This is a genomic window from Pseudomonas sp. B16(2017) (genome assembly GCF_002113205.1).
Classification (GTDB): Bacteria; Pseudomonadota; Gammaproteobacteria; order Pseudomonadales; family Pseudomonadaceae; genus Aquipseudomonas; species Aquipseudomonas pharyngis.
Window position 1 is genome coordinate 497,201 of the sequence record NZ_NEKA01000001.1, and the last position, 17,965, is coordinate 515,165.

The 17,965-nt window shown below is 59.8% G+C and carries 17 protein-coding genes; 7 read left to right on the forward strand and 10 right to left on the reverse strand.

Features of this window, described 5'->3' with window-relative positions:
- Positions 1–2 precede the first annotated feature (2 nt).
- The 3 genes from yidD to rpmH are packed head-to-tail and all read right to left on the reverse strand — an operon-like array spanning position 3 to position 793.
- Positions 3–248 carry a membrane protein insertion efficiency factor YidD gene (gene yidD, locus CAG25_RS02310; protein WP_010465488.1) on the reverse strand — a complete coding sequence of 82 codons (246 nt, stop codon included), beginning with the start codon at positions 246–248 and terminating at the stop codon, positions 3–5.
- Positions 241–642: a ribonuclease P protein component gene (gene rnpA / locus CAG25_RS02315; RefSeq protein WP_218191696.1), complete on the reverse strand. Its 402-nt coding sequence runs from the start codon at positions 640–642 to the stop codon at positions 241–243. The genes yidD and rnpA overlap by 8 nt, the downstream gene beginning before the upstream one ends.
- A gap of 16 nt (positions 643–658) precedes the next feature.
- On the reverse strand, positions 659–793 hold the full coding sequence (gene rpmH / locus CAG25_RS02320) for a 50S ribosomal protein L34 (protein WP_003213577.1): 135 nt from the start codon (positions 791–793) through the stop codon (positions 659–661).
- Between the two features lie 567 nt (positions 794–1,360).
- Between rpmH and dnaA the strand changes: the two genes are divergently transcribed.
- Genes dnaA through gyrB form a run of 4 tightly spaced genes read left to right on the forward strand, consistent with a single transcriptional unit; the run spans position 1,361 to position 7,568 of the window.
- Positions 1,361–2,884 (forward strand): chromosomal replication initiator protein DnaA, encoded by a 1,524-nt coding sequence (dnaA, locus tag CAG25_RS02325; protein ID WP_085612481.1) that lies wholly within the window; start codon positions 1,361–1,363, stop codon positions 2,882–2,884.
- A 39-nt stretch (positions 2,885–2,923) separates the two neighbouring features.
- Positions 2,924–4,027 (forward strand): DNA polymerase III subunit beta, encoded by a 1,104-nt coding sequence (gene dnaN / locus CAG25_RS02330; protein ID WP_011331733.1) that lies wholly within the window; start codon positions 2,924–2,926, stop codon positions 4,025–4,027.
- 14 nt (positions 4,028–4,041) lie between these two features.
- A complete protein-coding gene (recF, locus tag CAG25_RS02335) occupies positions 4,042–5,145 on the forward strand; it encodes a DNA replication/repair protein RecF (protein ID WP_085612482.1) in 1,104 nt (367 codons plus the stop codon).
- A gap of 5 nt (positions 5,146–5,150) precedes the next feature.
- Positions 5,151–7,568, forward strand: a complete 2,418-nt coding sequence (gene gyrB, locus CAG25_RS02340) for a DNA topoisomerase (ATP-hydrolyzing) subunit B (protein WP_011331734.1) — start codon at positions 5,151–5,153, stop codon at positions 7,566–7,568.
- 63 nt (positions 7,569–7,631) lie between these two features.
- On the opposite strand, the gene CAG25_RS02345 is transcribed toward gyrB, so the two are convergent.
- Positions 7,632–8,348, reverse strand: coding sequence for a response regulator transcription factor (locus CAG25_RS02345; protein ID WP_085612483.1), 717 nt, complete (start codon positions 8,346–8,348; stop codon positions 7,632–7,634).
- Positions 8,349–8,514: 166 nt separating this feature from the next.
- Here CAG25_RS02345 and CAG25_RS02350 point away from each other — a divergent pair, with 166 nt between their 5' ends.
- Positions 8,515–10,056, forward strand: a complete 1,542-nt coding sequence (locus CAG25_RS02350; RefSeq protein ID WP_085612484.1) for a HAMP domain-containing sensor histidine kinase — start codon at positions 8,515–8,517, stop codon at positions 10,054–10,056.
- Between the two features lie 157 nt (positions 10,057–10,213).
- Here the strand turns inward: CAG25_RS02350 and CAG25_RS02355 are convergent, their stop codons facing one another.
- The 4 genes from CAG25_RS02355 to glyQ all read right to left on the reverse strand — a co-directional run bounded on the left by CAG25_RS02355 (position 10,214) and on the right by glyQ (position 14,624).
- Positions 10,214–10,993, reverse strand: coding sequence for a 1-acyl-sn-glycerol-3-phosphate acyltransferase (locus CAG25_RS02355; RefSeq protein WP_064592402.1), 780 nt, complete (start codon positions 10,991–10,993; stop codon positions 10,214–10,216).
- An 82-nt stretch (positions 10,994–11,075) separates the two neighbouring features.
- Positions 11,076–11,615: a D-glycero-beta-D-manno-heptose 1,7-bisphosphate 7-phosphatase gene (gmhB, locus tag CAG25_RS02360; RefSeq protein ID WP_164872121.1), complete on the reverse strand. Its 540-nt coding sequence runs from the start codon at positions 11,613–11,615 to the stop codon at positions 11,076–11,078.
- Between the two features lie 4 nt (positions 11,616–11,619).
- The gene (gene glyS / locus CAG25_RS02365) at positions 11,620–13,674 is read right to left on the reverse strand and encodes a glycine--tRNA ligase subunit beta (protein WP_085612486.1); all 2,055 of its coding nucleotides are present in this window, start codon (positions 13,672–13,674) and stop codon (positions 11,620–11,622) included.
- Positions 13,671–14,624, reverse strand: coding sequence for a glycine--tRNA ligase subunit alpha (gene glyQ, locus CAG25_RS02370; RefSeq protein ID WP_003187265.1), 954 nt, complete (start codon positions 14,622–14,624; stop codon positions 13,671–13,673). The genes glyS and glyQ overlap by 4 nt, the downstream gene beginning before the upstream one ends.
- Before the next feature lie 81 nt (positions 14,625–14,705).
- Between glyQ and tag the strand changes: the two genes are divergently transcribed.
- Positions 14,706–15,263, forward strand: coding sequence for a DNA-3-methyladenine glycosylase I (tag, locus tag CAG25_RS02375; RefSeq protein ID WP_064592405.1), 558 nt, complete (start codon positions 14,706–14,708; stop codon positions 15,261–15,263).
- A gap of 40 nt (positions 15,264–15,303) precedes the next feature.
- Complete coding sequence (locus CAG25_RS02380) at positions 15,304–16,191, forward strand: lysophospholipid acyltransferase (protein WP_085612487.1); 888 nt, start codon at positions 15,304–15,306, stop codon at positions 16,189–16,191.
- 51 nt (positions 16,192–16,242) lie between these two features.
- On the opposite strand, the gene CAG25_RS02385 is transcribed toward CAG25_RS02380, so the two are convergent.
- Entirely contained in the window at positions 16,243–16,557 is a 315-nt protein-coding gene (locus CAG25_RS02385; RefSeq protein ID WP_085612488.1) for a tetratricopeptide repeat protein, read from the reverse strand.
- 20 nt (positions 16,558–16,577) lie between these two features.
- Positions 16,578–17,954, reverse strand: a complete 1,377-nt coding sequence (gene trkA, locus CAG25_RS02390; protein WP_039764938.1) for a Trk system potassium transporter TrkA — start codon at positions 17,952–17,954, stop codon at positions 16,578–16,580.
- Positions 17,955–17,965: the final 11 nt, after the last annotated feature.

Here is a 17,965-nt window from a genome sequence, read left to right on the forward strand (position 1 = left end):
GATTACTCGGCCATCGAAGAAGAACGGGAGGTAGGGATAGGTGGAACCGGGTCATAACCACCGGGATTCCACGGATGACAGCGACCTAAACGACGAAAGGTCAGCCAGCCACCGCGCAGAAGGCCATGATTTTCGATGGCTTCATACGCGTAGCAAGAACAACTGGGGTAGAAACGACAGTGACTGGCCATCAGGGGACTAATGGCGTAGCGATAAAACTGGATCGGAACGAGTGCCAGTTTACGCATCTGTACTGTCTACCCCTACAGTTTCGGTTTTGACTGCTGGTGCCGGCTTGTTGCGTGCCAGACGTTTCCAGAGTTTGCCGAAATGCTGAATCAATTCGGGGTTTTCTACGTCACCCAAACCTTTGCGCGCGACGATAACGATGTCCCAGCCGACCAGTGAATCCTGGTGCAGGCGAAACGATTCGCGCATAAGACGTTTGAGGCGATTGCGCTCGACGGAGAGCTTGACGCTCTTTTTCCCGATAACCAGCCCGAGACGGGGGTGATCGAGATCGTTGTTGCGCGCAAGGAGCAGGAGATTTTTCCCCGGAACCTTGCCGGTAGGGGAGTCAAAGACTGCCTTGAAATGCCGGGGTGTAAGCAGACGCTTTTCCCGACTGAAGTCCTGACTCACCTCCAGTGCCGGATTATCAAACTGCCAGACGTGCGCGGCCTTTGGCGCGACGACGCGACAGTACGGCACGACCGTTCTTGGTAGCCATGCGAGCACGGAAACCGTGGGTACGAGCGCGTTTGATAGTGCTTGGTTGGAAAGTACGTTTCATGTCGTGTTACCTGGTTCGTCCACAACGGGCCGGAATGGCCCCCGTTTTAAGAGACCGGGGATTCTAGAGAAAGCAAGCCAATAGGTCAATTTCCAACCAACGTTTCCTTATAAATAGATCTTCAGAGCGTCCAGGACCTGATTACCCGTTTGCCAGAGATAAAAATAAAGAAGGGAATTATTTAAAGCTTTTCTGTAAAGCTTGTAAAAGCTAGGAACCCCACTTTCTGTGGATAACTGGCTCGAGGCCTTGTTTCAAGCGATGTACAGAGAATGACAACTACAGTGGAAAACCGTGTTCAGCCTGTGCTGCGCTGTCGGATAACCTGTGTGTGGAATGGGTTGTTATCCACAGGCTGGTTATCCACCGAGTTTCGCCCCCAGTTGTCCAGTGTGCTCAGATAGGGTTATCCACAGAGCTTATGCACACACCGTCGGTCGCCTTTTTCTCGTTTAACGCATTGATAAATCATGTCCACCGGGCAACCTGCATGTGGATAAGTGGACGACTGGCCGCTACAATGGCCGCTTGTTTTTGCCTCACCGGCTTTCAACTTAGGGGATATCCGTGTCAGTGGAACTTTGGCAGCAGTGCGTGGAGCTTTTGCGCGAAGAGCTGCCTGCCCAACAATTCAACACCTGGATCCGTCCACTACAGGTCGAAGCCGAAGGCGACGAGTTGCGCGTCTACGCACCGAACCGTTTTGTTCTGGACTGGGTCAACGAAAAGTACCTGGGGCGCGTCCTTGAACTGCTGGATGAGCATGGCAACGGTCTGGCACCGTCGCTCTCCTTGTTAATAGGCAGCAAACGCAGTTCAGCGCCGCGTGCCGCACCGAATGCGCCATTGGCTGCTGCGCAAGTGTCTCAGGCTCACGCCAATGCCGCGCCGGCCAGCGTTCCAGCGCCAGCTCCAACGCCTGCACCGACCAAGCGCTCGACACAGAAAACCGAAGAAATCAGTGAAGAGCCGTCCCGTGACAGCTTCGATCCGATGGCCGGTGCCGCTTCGCAACAGGCCCCGGTTCGTGCCGAACAGCGCACTGTGCAGGTCGAAGGCGCGCTCAAACACACCAGCTATCTGAATCGCACCTTCACCTTTGAAAACTTCGTCGAAGGTAAATCCAACCAGCTCGCCCGTGCGGCGGCCTGGCAGGTGGCAGACAACCCGAAGCACGGCTACAACCCGCTCTTCCTTTATGGGGGCGTGGGTCTGGGTAAGACGCACTTGATGCACGCGGTGGGCAACCATCTATTAAAGAAGAACCCGAATGCCAAGGTCGTGTACCTGCATTCCGAGCGTTTCGTGGCCGACATGGTCAAGGCGCTGCAGCTGAACGCGATCAACGAGTTCAAGCGTTTCTACCGTTCGGTGGACGCCCTGCTGATCGACGACATTCAGTTCTTCGCCCGCAAGGAACGTTCCCAGGAAGAGTTTTTCCACACTTTCAACGCCCTGCTTGAAGGTGGCCAGCAGGTCATTCTCACCAGTGACCGCTACCCGAAAGAAATCGAAGGCCTTGAAGAGCGCCTTAAATCCCGCTTCGGCTGGGGCCTGACGGTTGCCGTCGAGCCGCCGGAGCTGGAAACCCGCGTAGCGATCTTGATGAAGAAGGCCGACCAGGCCAAAGTCGAGTTGCCACACGATGCGGCGTTCTTCATTGCCCAGCGCATTCGCTCCAACGTCCGTGAGCTGGAAGGCGCGCTGAAACGCGTGATCGCCCACTCGCACTTCATGGGCCGCGACATCACCATCGAGTTGATTCGCGAATCCCTGAAAGACCTGTTGGCGCTGCAGGACAAACTGGTCTCTGTGGATAACATTCAGCGCACCGTCGCCGAGTACTACAAGATCAAGATCTCCGACTTGCTGTCCAAACGCCGCTCGCGTTCGGTCGCTCGTCCGCGGCAGGTGGCCATGGCATTGTCCAAGGAACTGACCAACCACAGCCTGCCGGAAATCGGCGATGTGTTTGGCGGTCGCGACCACACGACCGTGTTGCACGCCTGCCGCAAGATCAACGAACTTAAGGAATCCGACGCGGACATCCGCGAGGACTACAAGAACCTGCTGCGTACACTGACCACTTGATGAACACCAGCGCAGCTTATTAAGGCAAGGGACTAGACCATGCATTTCACCATTCAACGCGAAGCCCTGTTGAAACCCCTGCAACTGGTCGCAGGCGTCGTCGAGCGCCGACAGACCTTGCCGGTACTGTCCAACGTGCTGCTGGTTGTCGATGGCCAGCAACTGTCGCTGACCGGTACCGACCTGGAAGTCGAGCTGGTCGGTCGCGTGCAACTCGAGGAGCCGGCTGAAACCGGTTCCATCACCGTGCCAGCGCGCAAGCTGATGGACATCTGCAAGAGCCTGCCGAACGATGCGCTGATCGACATCAAGGTCGACGAGCAGAAGCTGGTGGTGAAAGCCGGCCGTAGCCGTTTCACCCTGTCGACCCTGCCGGCCAACGACTTCCCGACTGTGGAAGAAGGCCCGGGTTCGCTGACCACCAGCCTGGAACAGAGCAAGTTGCGTCGCCTGATCGAACGCACCAGTTTCGCCATGGCCCAGCAGGACGTGCGTTATTACCTCAACGGTATGTTGCTGGAAGTGTCGACCGGTGTGATCCGTGCCGTGGCCACCGACGGTCACCGTCTGGCCATGTGCTCGATGCAAGCCGACATCGGTCAGCAGGATCGCCATCAGGTGATTGTGCCGCGTAAAGGTATTCTCGAACTGGCACGTCTGCTCACCGAGCCGGATGGCAATGTCAGCATCGTGCTGGGCCAGCACCACATCCGCGCGACCACCGGCGAATTCACCTTCACCTCGAAGCTGGTCGACGGCAAGTTCCCGGACTACGAGCGTGTTCTGCCGAAAGGCGGCGACAAGTTGGTACTGGGCGATCGTCAGGCGCTGCGTGAAGCGTTCAGCCGTACCGCGATTCTGTCCAACGAGAAGTACCGCGGTATCCGTCTGCAACTGGCCAGCGGTCAGTTGAAGATCCAGGCCAACAACCCGGAGCAGGAAGAAGCGGAAGAAGAAGTGGGCGTGGAATACAACGGCGGCTCCCTGGAAATCGGCTTCAACGTCAGCTATCTGCTCGACGTGCTGGGCGTGATGACCACCGAGCAGGTTCGTCTGATCCTGTCCGACTCCAACAGCAGTGCGCTGGTGCAAGAGTCCGACAACGACGATTCGGCTTACGTTGTCATGCCGATGCGTCTGTAATCAGCTGACTCTGGATGTCGCTAAGTCGCGTTTCGGTCACCGCGGTGCGCAATCTGCACCCGGTGACCTTATCCCCCTCCCCCCGAATCAACATTCTTTACGGCGCCAACGGCAGCGGCAAAACCAGTGTTCTGGAAGCCATTCACCTGCTGGGGCTTGCCCGTTCGTTTCGTAGCACGCGGCTGTTGCCGGTCATCCAGTATGAGCAACTCGCCTGCACTGTATTCGGCCAAGTCGAACTCGCTGAGGGGGGCCACAGCGCATTGGGGATATCTCGCGACCGTCAGGGCGAGTTCCAGATTCGCATTGACGGCCAGAATGCCCGTAGCGCCGCTCAACTGGCGGAGATCCTGCCGCTGCAGTTGATCAACCCCGACAGCTTCCGCCTGCTGGAAGGTGCGCCGAAGATTCGCCGGCAGTTTCTCGACTGGGGCGTGTTCCACGTTGAACCGCGGTTCATGGCCACTTGGCAGCGTTTGCAGAAGGCCTTGCGCCAGAGAAACTCCTGGCTGCGGCATGGTACACTTGACGCCGTTTCGCAAGCGGTTTGGGACAGGGAACTGTGTCAGGCCAGCGCTGAAATCGATGAATACCGCCGCGCTTACATCAAAGCCTTGAAACCAGTCTTTGAACAAACCTTGAGCGAACTGGTTGAGCTCGAAGGTTTGACGCTCAGCTATTACCGAGGCTGGGACAAAGACCGGGAATTGAGCGCTGTACTCGCCGGATCCGTGCAACGGGACCAGCAGATGGGTCACACCCAGGCCGGGCCACAACGGGCTGACTTGCGTCTTAGATTGGGCGCACACAACGCCGCGGACATCTTGTCCCGGGGTCAGCAGAAGTTAGTGGTCTGTGCGTTGCGGATTGCCCAGGGGCATCTGGTGAGCCAGGCCCGACGCGGCCAGTGTATTTATCTGGTGGATGACTTGCCGTCCGAGCTGGACGAGAGCCACCGTCGCGCGCTGTGCCGCTTGCTGGAAGACTTACGCTGCCAGGTTTTTATCACCTGTGTAGATCACGAATTATTGAGGGAAGGCTGGCAGACGGAAACGCCAGTCGCTCTGTTCCACGTGGAACAGGGCCGTATCACCCAGACCCACGACCATCGGGAGTGAAGGCATTGAGCGAAGAAAATACGTACGACTCATCGAGCATTAAAGTGCTGAAAGGCCTGGATGCCGTGCGCAAACGTCCCGGTATGTACATTGGTGACACCGACGATGGCAGCGGTCTGCACCACATGGTGTTCGAGGTGGTCGACAACTCGATCGACGAAGCCCTCGCCGGCCACTGCGACGACATCAGCATCATCATCCACCCGGATGAGTCCATCACCGTTAAAGACAACGGCCGTGGCATCCCGGTAGACGTGCACAAAGAGGAAGGCGTTTCCGCCGCCGAGGTCATCATGACCGTCCTCCACGCCGGTGGTAAGTTCGACGACAACTCCTACAAGGTATCCGGCGGTTTGCACGGTGTAGGTGTTTCGGTTGTGAACGCGCTGTCCGAAGAGCTGGTCCTGACCGTTCGCCGCAGCGGCAAGATCTGGGAACAGACCTACGTCCACGGCGTACCTCAGGCGCCAATGGCGATCGTTGGCGACAGCGAAACCACCGGTACCCAGATCCACTTCAAGGCTTCCAGCGAAACCTTCAAGAACATTCACTTCAGCTGGGACATCCTGGCCAAGCGCATTCGTGAACTGTCCTTCCTCAACTCCGGTGTCGGCATCGTCCTCAAGGACGAACGCAGCGGCAAGGAAGAGCTGTTCAAATACGAAGGCGGCCTGCGTGCGTTCGTTGAATACCTGAACACCAACAAGACTGCGGTCAACCAGGTGTTCCACTTCAACATCCAGCGTGAAGACGGCATCGGCGTGGAAATCGCCCTGCAGTGGAACGACAGCTTCAACGAGAACCTGTTGTGCTTCACCAACAACATTCCACAGCGCGACGGCGGCACCCACCTGGTGGGCTTCCGTTCCGCACTGACGCGTAACCTGAACAACTACATCGAGCAGGAAGGTCTGGCGAAGAAGCACAAAGTCGCCACCACCGGTGACGATGCCCGTGAAGGCCTGACCGCGATCATCTCGGTGAAGGTGCCGGATCCGAAGTTCAGCTCCCAGACCAAAGACAAGCTGGTGTCTTCCGAAGTGAAGACCGCGGTTGAACAGGAAATGGGCAAGTACTTCTCCGACTTCCTGCTGGAAAACCCGAACGAAGCCAAACTGGTCGTCGGCAAGATGATCGACGCTGCCCGTGCCCGTGAAGCCGCGCGCAAGGCTCGTGAGATGACCCGCCGCAAAGGCGCGCTGGACATCGCCGGCCTGCCGGGCAAGCTCGCTGACTGCCAGGAAAAAGACCCGGCGCTGTCCGAACTGTACCTCGTGGAAGGTGACTCCGCGGGCGGCTCTGCCAAGCAGGGACGTAACCGCAAGACTCAGGCCATCCTGCCGCTGAAGGGCAAGATCCTCAACGTCGAGAAAGCCCGTTTCGACAAGATGATCTCGTCCCAGGAAGTGGGCACCCTGATCACCGCGCTGGGCTGCGGCATCGGTCGCGAAGAGTACAACATCGACAAGCTGCGCTATCACAACATCATCATCATGACCGATGCTGACGTCGACGGTTCGCACATCCGTACCCTGCTGCTGACCTTCTTCTTCCGTCAGTTGCCTGAGCTGATCGAGCGCGGCTACATCTACATCGCCCAGCCGCCGCTGTACAAAGTCAAGAAAGGCAAGCAAGAGCAATACATCAAAGACGACGACGCCATGGAAGAGTACATGACGCAGTCGGCCCTGGAAGATGCGAGCCTGCACCTGAACGAAGACGCCCCGGGCATTTCCGGTGAAGCGCTGGAACGTCTGGTGAATGACTTCCGCATGGTGATGAAGACCCTCAAGCGTCTGTCGCGCCTGTACCCGCAGGAGCTGACCGAGCACTTCATCTACCTGCCGGCCGTCAGCCTGGAAATGCTCGGCGATCACGCAAAGATGCAGGACTGGCTGGCCCAGTACGAAGTCCGTCTGCGCACCGTCGAGAAGTCGGGCCTGGTCTACAAGGCCAGCCTGCGTGAAGACCGCGAGCGTGGCGTGTGGCTGCCAGAGGTCGAACTGATCTCCCACGGCCTGTCGAACTACGTCACCTTCAACCGCGATTTCTTCGGCAGCAACGACTACAAGACCGTCGTCACCCTCGGCGCTCAACTGAGCACCCTGCTCGACGAAGGCGCGTACATCCAGCGCGGCGAGCGCAAGAAAGCGGTCACCGAGTTCAAGGAAGCCCTGGACTGGCTGATGGCCGAAAGCACCAAGCGCCACACCATCCAGCGATACAAAGGTCTGGGTGAAATGAACCCGGATCAGCTGTGGGAAACCACCATGGACCCAAGCGTGCGCCGCATGCTGAAAGTCACTATCGAAGACGCCATTGGCGCAGACCAGATCTTCAACACCCTGATGGGTGATGCGGTCGAACCTCGCCGTGACTTCATCGAGAGCAATGCCCTGGCGGTGTCCAACCTGGACTTCTGATCCCGGTCAGCACCAACGAAAAGGCCAACGCACCAGCGTTGGCCTTTTTTTATTGCCTGCGATTCACTCCCCTGCCGCCACACTCTCCAACCGATACCCATACCCATAAATCGTCAACAACTGCCAACCCCGATCCGCCGTCAACCCGAGCTTGTTGCGCAGGCGATAGATATGCGTGTCCAGCGGTCGCGACGTGGACATTTCTTCGTGGGGCCAGAATCGTTCGTAAAGGTAATCCCGTGAAAGCGGTCGGCCGAGGTTGCTGAACAGGCAATGAGCGAGACGATACTCGCGCTCGGTCATGACGATCGGTTTTCCATCGCGGGTGACGGTCAGTTCGGCGTCGTCGAACACCAGGTCGTTGAAACGCAGAACCTCGGTCGGTGCGCTTCGTTGCAGGCTGTGCCGGCGCAATACCGCCGCCACGCGCGCCTTCAGTTCATTGGGCCGAAACGGCTTGCTGACATAATCGTCGGCACCCGCATTCAGGGCCTGGACGATATCGCTCTCACCATCGCGGCTGGTGAGCATGATGGCGGCTGGCGGGGCTTCCATGTGTTCGCGGGTCCAGCGCAGCAGCGCCAGGCCGGTGAGGTCGGGCAATTGCCAGTCGAGGATCAGCAGGTCGAAGGTTTCCCGGCGCAACTGTCGCAGCAGGTCTTCACCGCTTTCGAAGCTGTGCAGTGACCAGGGCTGTCCTCCGGCCTCGGCCATTTGTTGCAGGGTCTGCTCGACCCGGCGCAGTTCGGCGGGTTCATCGTCCAGTATCGCAACGCGCATACGCGGTGGTTCCTTGTCGCTCGGGCAATGGGTGCCGACCGGATCGGCTCACTCCATGCAGTGAAAGTAAGCGGCACGCCGTGGGGTGAGCCGCTATGATTCTTCGGGTCTACGTCCTCAGACCGGCCGCCTATGAAACCATTCAACCCGCCCTGCCCTGTTCCCCATGAATAACCACCGCCGACACGAAAGCCGCGTACCCAGCCAGGTTCAGCGTTTGTTCCGGCAACTGGTGCGCGAGTGGGTGTGGATAAGTCTAGTGCTGTTGCCGCTGACTGCACTGCTTTCCTGGCGTGCGCAGATCAATTTGGATGATCCGGCGCCGTTGATGGGCGCGGGACTTTCAGTTGCCTTGGTCGCGTGCGTACTTGGGTTGCTGCTGTGGCGCCCGCGCCTGGCACTCTGGCTGACATTGGGCGGGATGGCCTGTGTGCTACTGACCAGTGCAGGCCTGGCTGAAATGCGGCGTTGGTGGTCACCCACGCCTGCGGTGCTGGGCATGCTGTTCGGCTATCTGATCTGGAACTGGCGACGCCTGAGTGTGGTGCTGACCTACTTCGGCTGGGAGCTGGCGCGGCTGGACAGTGAACCGAAAGTCTTTCCCGAACGGCGTCGGGCGCAGTTTCCCAGCGCCGACCGCTTGCAGGGGCAGATCATGGCGCTTGAGCAAGCCATGAGCCGTACCCGTGATACCCGCCGATTCATTGCCGACGGGCTGGAGTATCTGCCGGTCGCGACCCTGATCAGCGATCCACGGGGTCAAGTCTTGTTGGGCAACCGCAAGGCCCGCAGCCTGTTCGATCACAATCTGGTGGGCGAGGATGTTCTCGATCAACTGGCGAGTCTGGGCTATCCGGAGTTGTCCACAGAGTCGCGCCCGCCGCTCTCCGAGCTGCCTCTGCTGGAGTTTCGTGACCACAAGGAACGTAGCCTGCGCCTGGAACGCGCCGCATTGTTACCGGTTGATGGCGACCTGCCGATCGGTTGGCTGCTGAGCCTCACTGACCTCAGCGCCGAACGCGCCGCCGAGGAACAGCGCGGTGTGTTGCTGCGCTTCCTGTCCCATGACCTGCGCGCGCCCCATTCGGCGATTCTCGCCCTGCTCGATGTGCACCGGCATCAGGCGGGAACGGATTCGCCGCTGTTCGAACAGATTGAACGCCAGGTACGTCGGGCGCTGGAGCTCACCGATGGCTTCGTTCTGCTGGCCCGGGCCGAATCCGAGGCGTATCAGTTTCAACCGAGCCTGTTCGGGATGCTGGTCATGGACGTTCTGGATCAGGCGTTGCCCATCGCTCAGCAAAAACGCATCGAGCTCTTGAGCGACATGGACGAACAATCACAGGAGCGTCTGATTCTGGCCGATCAAGGCTTGTTGACCCGCGCACTGTTCAACCTGCTGGAAAATGCGATCAAGTACAGCCCGGCCGGATCCACAGTGAATCTGCGTGTCAGTTGCGACAACGACTGGCTGCGTTGTGAGCTGTCCGATCAAGGCAAAGGCATCGCTGCAGAAGAACTGCCTGACCTGTTCAGCCAGTACCGGCGGTTTTCCTCTGCGCAGGGTATCGATGGCGTGGGGCTTGGGCTGTCGATGGTCAAAGCCGTGGTCGATCACCACGGCGGTCGGATCGAATGCCTGAGTGTGGTCGATCAAGGCACGACGTTCCGTCTGGAACTGCCACTGATCGCTGAAGAGCAGGCATAAAAAAACCGGCTATATCAGCCGGTTTCCTTACTTCCGAAAAAAACTTATGCACCTTTTACGGTGTTTTATCAGCTTCGGAAATATATAAGTAAATCAGTAAGTTAATTCGATAATTCGGGATTTTGCGAACACACCGTACACAGGTTATCCACAAATCTCAGACAGCGATCTGATCGTTCGCAGCCGGTGCCTGAGGGGCCGGAGGCAGCGAGCCCATTTCTCGTTGCGTTTTCTCGTTCCACGCCTGCACCCGGTCATTCAGATCGGCGATGGCGCGCGGGCCACTGCCCTCGGCGTACATCGGCTCACCGATGACCACGGTGATCACACCCTGCTTTTTACCCCAACCGATTTTCGGCCAGAACTTGCCGGCATTGTGTGCAATCGGCAGTACCGGAAGCGCCGCATTCACCGCCAATGCGCTGCCACTGCGGGAGAACTTGCCGATGGTGCCATGGGGAACGCGAGTACCTTCAGGGAAAATCAGCACCCAGACATCGTCCTTGAGCAGCTCGTCACCTTTCGCCGCCACCTGCTTGAGGGCGGCTTTCGGGTTGTCGCGGTCAATCGCGATCGGTCGCAGCATGGCCATGGCCCAGCCGAAGAACGGCACGTACAGCAGTTCGCGCTTGAGCACTTGGCTCAAGGGCGAGAAATAAGCGGAGAGAAAGAACGTCTCCCAGGTGCTCTGGTGGTTCGATTGAATCACGCAGGGCCGGTCAGGCACGTTTTCCGCGCCTTTGACTTCGTAACGGATACCGAGGAACACCTTGGTCAACCACAAGGCGCAACGGCACCAGTACACGTTGATGAAACGATAGCGCGCCTTGAACGGCAGAAAGGGCGCGATAAAAAAGCTCAGGCTGCACCACAGCAGAGCGGTGGTACCCAGCAGCAGGTAAAAGAGGAAGATTCTGATGGCCTGCAGTATCGACATGGCGACGTTTACCGTTACGGGCAATGCCCGACTGTTCAAGCGCACTCCCGATCAATCCCTGGTCAGGAACTTCAGAAGCACTCTAGTTGTGGATAAGTTCTGCGGCAATCGCCGCGAGATCGTCAAAAATCAGGGTGCCCACCGGCAAGGTCTTGGCCTGAGTCTTTTCGCCTTTCCCGGTCTTTACCAAAACGGGCTGTGAATCGACGGCTTTGGCGGCCTCCAGGTCACCAAGGCTGTCGCCGACGAACCAGACATTCGTCAGCGCGACGTTGTAATGCTGTGCGATGGTTTTCAACATCCCCGGTTTCGGCTTGCGACAATCGCAACCCTCATCCGGCCCATGCGGGCAATACACGATCAGCCCGACTTCACCGCCCTGCTCCGCCACCAGTTCGCGCAGGCGCGCGTGCATGGCATCGAGGGTGGCGAGGTCGTAGTAGCCGCGAGCAATGCCCGACTGGTTGGTGGCGACCGCCACCGTCCAGCCGGCCTTGCTCAACTGCGCAATCGCTTCGATCGAGCCGGGGAGCGGAATCCACTCCTCCACCGACTTGATGTAAGCATCGGAGTCGTAATTGATCACTCCGTCCCGATCGAGAATCAGCAGTTTCAACAGCAATCCCTCAACCCAGCAGCGAAATGTCGGCAACGCCCAGGAACAGGCCCCGCAGACGCGCCAGCAGCGCGTAACGGTTGGCCCGCACATTGGCGTCGTCGGCATTGACCATCACCGCGTCGAAGAACGCGTCCACCGGCTCGCGCAGTGCAGCCAGGCGTGCCAGCGATTCGTTGTACTGACGCGCCGCAGCCATTGGCTGTACAGCCTGGTCCGCTTGCTGGATCGCCGAGTACAGCGAGAACTCGTTGGCATTGTCGAAGTATTTGGCCTGGACTTCGGTCGGCACCGAGCCTTCCACCTTGCTCAACAGGTTCGATACGCGCTTGTTCACCGCCGCCAGTGCTGCCGCTTCCGGCAGTTTGCGGAAGGCCTGAACCGCTTGCACACGCTGGTCGAAGTCCAGCGCCGAACCCGGCTTCAGGGCACGCACCGACAGGTAGGTGGCGACATCCACGCCTTCGTCTTCGTAACGCGCACGCAGACGGTCGAAGATGAATTCCAGCACCGCGTCGTTCAGGCCGGCAGCCTTGACCTTGGCACCGAAGGCATTCACGGCGAATGCCACGGCGTCGTTCAGGTCCAGATCCAGTTGTTTCTCGATCAGGATCCGCAGCACGCCCAGTGCCGCACGGCGCAGGGCATACGGGTCTTTGCTGCCGGTCGGCAGCATGCCGATGCCGAAGATGCCGACCAGGGTGTCGAGCTTGTCGGCGATGGCCACGGCCGCACCGGTCAGGGTGGCAGGCAGTTCAGCGCCGGCACCGCGCGGCATGTACTGCTCGTTCAGCGCCAGGGCGACGTCTTCCGGCTCGCCGTCATTGAGGGCGTAGTAGTAGCCGGCGACACCTTGCATCTCCGGGAACTCGCCGACCATTTCGGTCGCCAGGTCGCACTTCGACAGCAGGCCAGCACGGGCAGCCCACGAAGCGTTGCCGCCGATGCGTGCGGCGATGTACGCCGCCAGTTTCGAGACACGCTCGGCCTTGTCGTAGACGCTGCCGAGTTTTTCCTGGAACACCACGTTCTGCAGGCGATCGTTGAACGCTTCGAGCTTCTGCTTCTTGTCCTGCTTGAAGAAGAACTCGGCGTCGGTGAGGCGTGGGCGAACCACCTTCTCGTTACCGGCGATGATCTGCTGCGGGTCTTTGGATTCGATGTTGGCCACGGTGATGAAACGTGGCAGCAACTTGCCGTCGGCATCGAGCAGGCAGAAGTACTTCTGGTTGTCCTGCATGGTGGTGATCAGCGCTTCCTGCGGCACGTCGAGGAAACGCTCCTCGAACGAGCAAACCAGCGGCACCGGCCACTCGACCAGCGCGGTCACTTCGTCGAGCAACGCAGGAGGCACGATCGCGGTGCCTTCCTGACGGGTCGCCAGCTCTTCGGTGCGTTTGCTGATGATTTCGCGACGCTCGTTGGCGTCGGCCAGTACGTAGGCGGCACGCAGGTCGGCCAGGTAGCTCGCCGGCGAACCGATGCGCACGCTTTGCGGGTGGTGGAAACGGTGGCCACGGGATTCACGGCCAGCCTTCTGCGCGAGGATCGTGCAGTCGATGACCTGATCGCCGAGCAGCATCACCAGCCACTGGGTCGGACGCACGAACTCTTCCTTGCGCGCCCCCCAACGCATGCGTTTCGGGATCGGCAGGTCGTTCAGCGAGTCTTCGACGATGGTCGGCAGCAGACTTGCAGTCGGCTTGCCGGCGATGTTCTGGCTGTAGCGCAGTTTCGGACCGCTCTGGTCGATTTCGCTCAGCTCGACGCCGCACTTCTTGGCAAAGCCCAGTGCCGCTTGAGTCGGGTTGCCGTCGGCATCGAACGCGGCCTGACGCGGCGGGCCGTCGAGGTTGATGCTGCGGTCCGGCTGCTGGGTGGCCAGCGCAGTGATCAGCACAGCCAGGCGACGCGGCGCGGCGTAAACGGTTTTGGTCTCGTAATTCAGGCCGGCAGCCTGCAGGCCCTTGTCGATACCGGCCAGGAACGCTTCGGCCAGGGTGTTCAGGGCTTTGGGTGGCAGTTCTTCGGTGCCCAGTTCAACCAGAAAATCTTGAGCACTCATTGTGCAGCCTCCAGCTTGGCCAGTACTTCGTCACGCAGGTCCGGGGTTGCCATCGGGAAGCCCAGCTTGGCGCGGGCCAGCAGGTAGGCTTGGGCGACGGAACGCGCCAGGGTGCGAACGCGCAGAATGTATTGCTGACGCGCGGTCACCGAGATCGCCCGGCGCGCATCCAGCAGGTTGAAGGTGTGCGAGGCCTTCAGGACCATTTCGTAACTTGGCAACGGCAGCGGCTGGTCGAGTTCGATCAGGCGCTTGGCTTCGCTTTCATAGAAGTCGAACAGTTCGAACAGCTTGTCGACGTTGGCGTGTTCGAAGTTGTAGGTGGACTGCTCCACCTCGTTCTGGTGGAACACGTCGCCGTAGGTCACTTTGCCGAACGGACCGTCAGCCCAGACCAGGTCGTAGACCGAATCCACGCCCTGCAGGTACATGGCCAGACGCTCGAGGCCGTAGGTGATCTCGCCGGTCACCGGGTAGCACTCGATGCCGCCCGCTTGCTGGAAGTAGGTGAACTGAGTCACTTCCATGCCGTTCAGCCAGACTTCCCAGCCCAGACCCCAGGCGCCGAGGGTCGGCGATTCCCAGTTGTCTTCGACGAAGCGGATGTCGTGGACCAGCGGGTCCAGGCCGACATGCTTGAGGGAGCCCAGGTACAGTTCCTGGAAGTTGTCCGGGTTCGGCTTCAGGACCACCTGGAACTGGTAGTAGTGCTGCAGACGGTTCGGGTTTTCGCCGTAACGGCCGTCAGTCGGACGGCGGCTTGGCTGCACGTAAGCGGCGTTCCAGGTTTCCGGGCCGATGGCGCGCAGGAATGTCGCGGTGTGGAAAGTGCCGGCGCCTACTTCCATATCGTAGGGCTGAAGTACCACACAACCTTGCTCGGCCCAGTACTGCTGGAGCGCGAGGATCAAGTCTTGGAAGGTACGCACGGCTGGCGTAGGCTGGCTCACGAAATTCACCTGTTTCTTGGGCTGCGATTTAAAGAGCGGGAGTATACCCGATTCAGTCGCACCTCCACCCCCTGGAGCCTTATGCCACGCTGCTTTTGGTGCAACGAAGATCCGCTGTACATGGCTTACCACGATCAGGAGTGGGGTACGCCGCTACGCGATGCGCAGGGTTTGTTCGAGTTGCTTTTGCTCGAAGGGTTCCAGGCCGGGCTGTCGTGGATCACCGTGCTGCGCAAGCGCGAGCGATATCGCGAGGTGCTGTTCGGCTTCGACGTACAGCGTGTGGCGCAGATGAGCGACGCGGAAATCGACGAATTGATGCTCGATCCGGGGATCATCCGCAACCGTCTCAAACTCAATGCCGCCCGGCGCAACGCCCAGGCCTGGCTGGCGCTGGAAGATCCGGTGGCGTTTCTCTGGTCGTTTGTGGATAACCGCCCGGTGATCAATCATTTCAAGGATCGCAGCGAAGTCCCGGCCATCACCCCGCAGGCAGTGGCCATGAGCAAAGGCCTGAAAAAGGCCGGTTTCACCTTCGTCGGCCCGACCATCTGCTACGCGCTGATGCAGGCCTCGGGCATGGTCATGGATCACACTCAGGACTGCGACCGCTACGCGCAGCTCGTCAACGGCGGTTAGAATGGCCGCCTCGCGCACCGCACAAGATCAGGAGTGACCTGTGGAAAAGTTTAAAGGCGCCATGCTGGTTGGCGCTCTGCGGCTGTTTGCCCTGCTGCCTTGGCGGGCCGTGCAGGCCGTGGGTTCGGCGATCGGCTGGATCATGTGGAAAACCCCCAACCGTTCCCGCGATGTGGTGCGGATCAACCTGGCCAAATGTTTTCCCCAGATGGACCCGGCCGAACGCGAGCGTCTGGTCGGCCAGAGCCTCAAGGACATCGGCAAGTCCCTGACCGAAAGCGCCTGCGCCTGGATCTGGCCGGCCCAGCGCTCCATCGACCTGGTGCGCGAAGTCGAAGGCCTCGAGGTGCTGAAAGAAGCGCTGGCCTCGGGCAAGGGCGTGGTCGGCATCACCAGTCACCTGGGCAACTGGGAAGTGCTCAACCACTTCTATTGCAGCCAGTGCAAACCGATCATTTTCTACCGGCCACCAAAGCTCAAGGCTGTGGATGAATTGCTGCGCAAGCAGCGGGTGCAATTGGGCAACCGCGTGGCGGCGTCGACCAAGGAAGGCATCCTCAGTGTCATCAAGGAAGTGCGCAAGGGCGGTCAGGTGGGGATTCCTGCGGATCCGGAACCGGCGGAATCCGCCGGGATCTTCGTGCCGTTCTTCGCCACACAGGCCCTGACCAGCAAGTTCGTGCCGAACATGCTCGCCGGTGGCAAAGCTGTCGGCGTGTTCCTGCATGCCCTGCGCCTGCCGGACGGTTCCGGCTACAAGGTGATCCTTGAGGCGGCGCCGGAAGCGATGTACAGCACCGACACCGAAACGTCCTGCGCGGCGATGAGTCAGGTGGTCGAGCGTTATGTGGCGGCTTATCCGAGCCAGTACATGTGGAGCATGAAACGCTTCAAGAAGCGTCCGCCGGGCGAGGCGCGCTGGTACTGATCGGCGATGGGCGTTTGTGGATAACCTGAACAAACGGGTTATCCACAGCCGTCATGGCTTCCGCCGATCCAGCTTCTTCAGAAACACCGTCATTTCCTTTTCGGCCTGCTTGTCGCCATGGGCCCGCGCCGCTTCCAGCCCCTGCTCCCACGCCTGGCGAGCAGCCGCCAGATCACCCAGCTCCAGTTGCGCCTTGCCCAACAGCTTCCAAGCCGCCGAATACTTCGGATCAAAGCCGACGCAATGCTGGAAATGCTCGGCCGCCTTCGCGTTCTCTCCCAGATCCAGATAACCCTTGCCCAAGCCGAAGCGCAGCAGCGAGTTATCCACACCCTTGGCGAGCATTTTTTCCAGGGATTCGATCATCGGTCTCGCCTCTAGGTCGATCAGAAGAAACTCAGGCCCACGTGGAACAGCTTCTCCACATCGCGAATATGCTTTTTATCCACAAGGAACAGAATCACATGGTCGCCGGCGGCAATCACCGTGTCGCCATGGGCGATGATCACTTCTTCATCGCGGATGATCGCGCCAATGGTAGTTCCCGGCGGCAGCGCAATGTTGTCGATGGTCTTGCCGATGACCTTGCTCGACTTCGAATCTCCGTGGGCCACCGCTTCGATGGCTTCCGCCGCGCCACGGCGCAATGAGTGCACGCTGACGATATCGCCGCGCCGCACATGCGCCAGCAAGGTGCCGATGGTTGCCAGTTGCGGGCTGATGGCGATGTCGATGTCACCGCCCTGGATCAGGTCCACGTAGGCCGGGTTGTTGATGATCGTCATCACCTTCTTCGCGCCCAGGCGCTTGGCCAGCAGCGACGACATGATGTTGGCTTCGTCATCGTTGGTCAGGGCGAGAAAGATGTCGGCGTCGGCGATGTTCTCTTCCAGCAGCAGGTCGCGATCCGACGCGCTGCCCTGCAACACCACGGTGCTGTCGAGGGTGTCGGAGAGATAACGACAGCGCGCCGGATTCATCTCGATGATCTTCACCTGATAGCGGCTTTCGATGGCCTCGGCCAGCCGTTCGCCGATCTGCCCGCCACCGGCGATGACGATACGCTTGTAGCTTTCGTCGAGCCGGCGCATTTCGCTCATCACCGCGCGAATGTTCGCACGGGCGGCAATGAAGAAGACTTCGTCGTCGGCCTCGATCACCGTGTCGCCCTGGGGAAGAATCGGTCGATCGCGGCGGAAAATCGCGGCCACCCGTGTTTCCACATTCGGCATGTGTTCGCGCAACTGGCGCAGCTGCTGGCCTACCAGCGGCCCGCCGTAGTAGGCGCGCACCGCGACCAGTTGCGCCTGGCCTTCGGCGAAATCGATCACCTGCAGGGCGCCGGGGTGCTGGATCAGACGCTTGATGTAGTTGGTGACGACCTGCTCGGGACTGATCAGCACGTCGACCGGAATCGCCTCGTTCTGGAACAGCTGCTCCTCGCGGGTCAGATAAGACGCTTCGCGCACCCGGGCAATCTTGGTCGGGGTGTGGAACAGGGTGTGAGCGACCTGGCAGGCAACCATGTTGGTTTCGTCGCTGTTGGTCACCGCGACCAGCATGTCGGCGTCGTCGGCACCGGCCTGACGCAGAATGTTCGGCAGCGAGCCTCGGCCCTGCACGGTGCGGATGTCGAGGCGATCGCCAAGGTCGCGCAGACGGTCGCCGTCAGTGTCGACCACCGTGATGTCATTGGCCTCGCTGGCCAGATGTTCAGCCAGCGAACCGCCGACCTGTCCCGCACCGAGGATGATGATTTTCATCCAGTCACTCC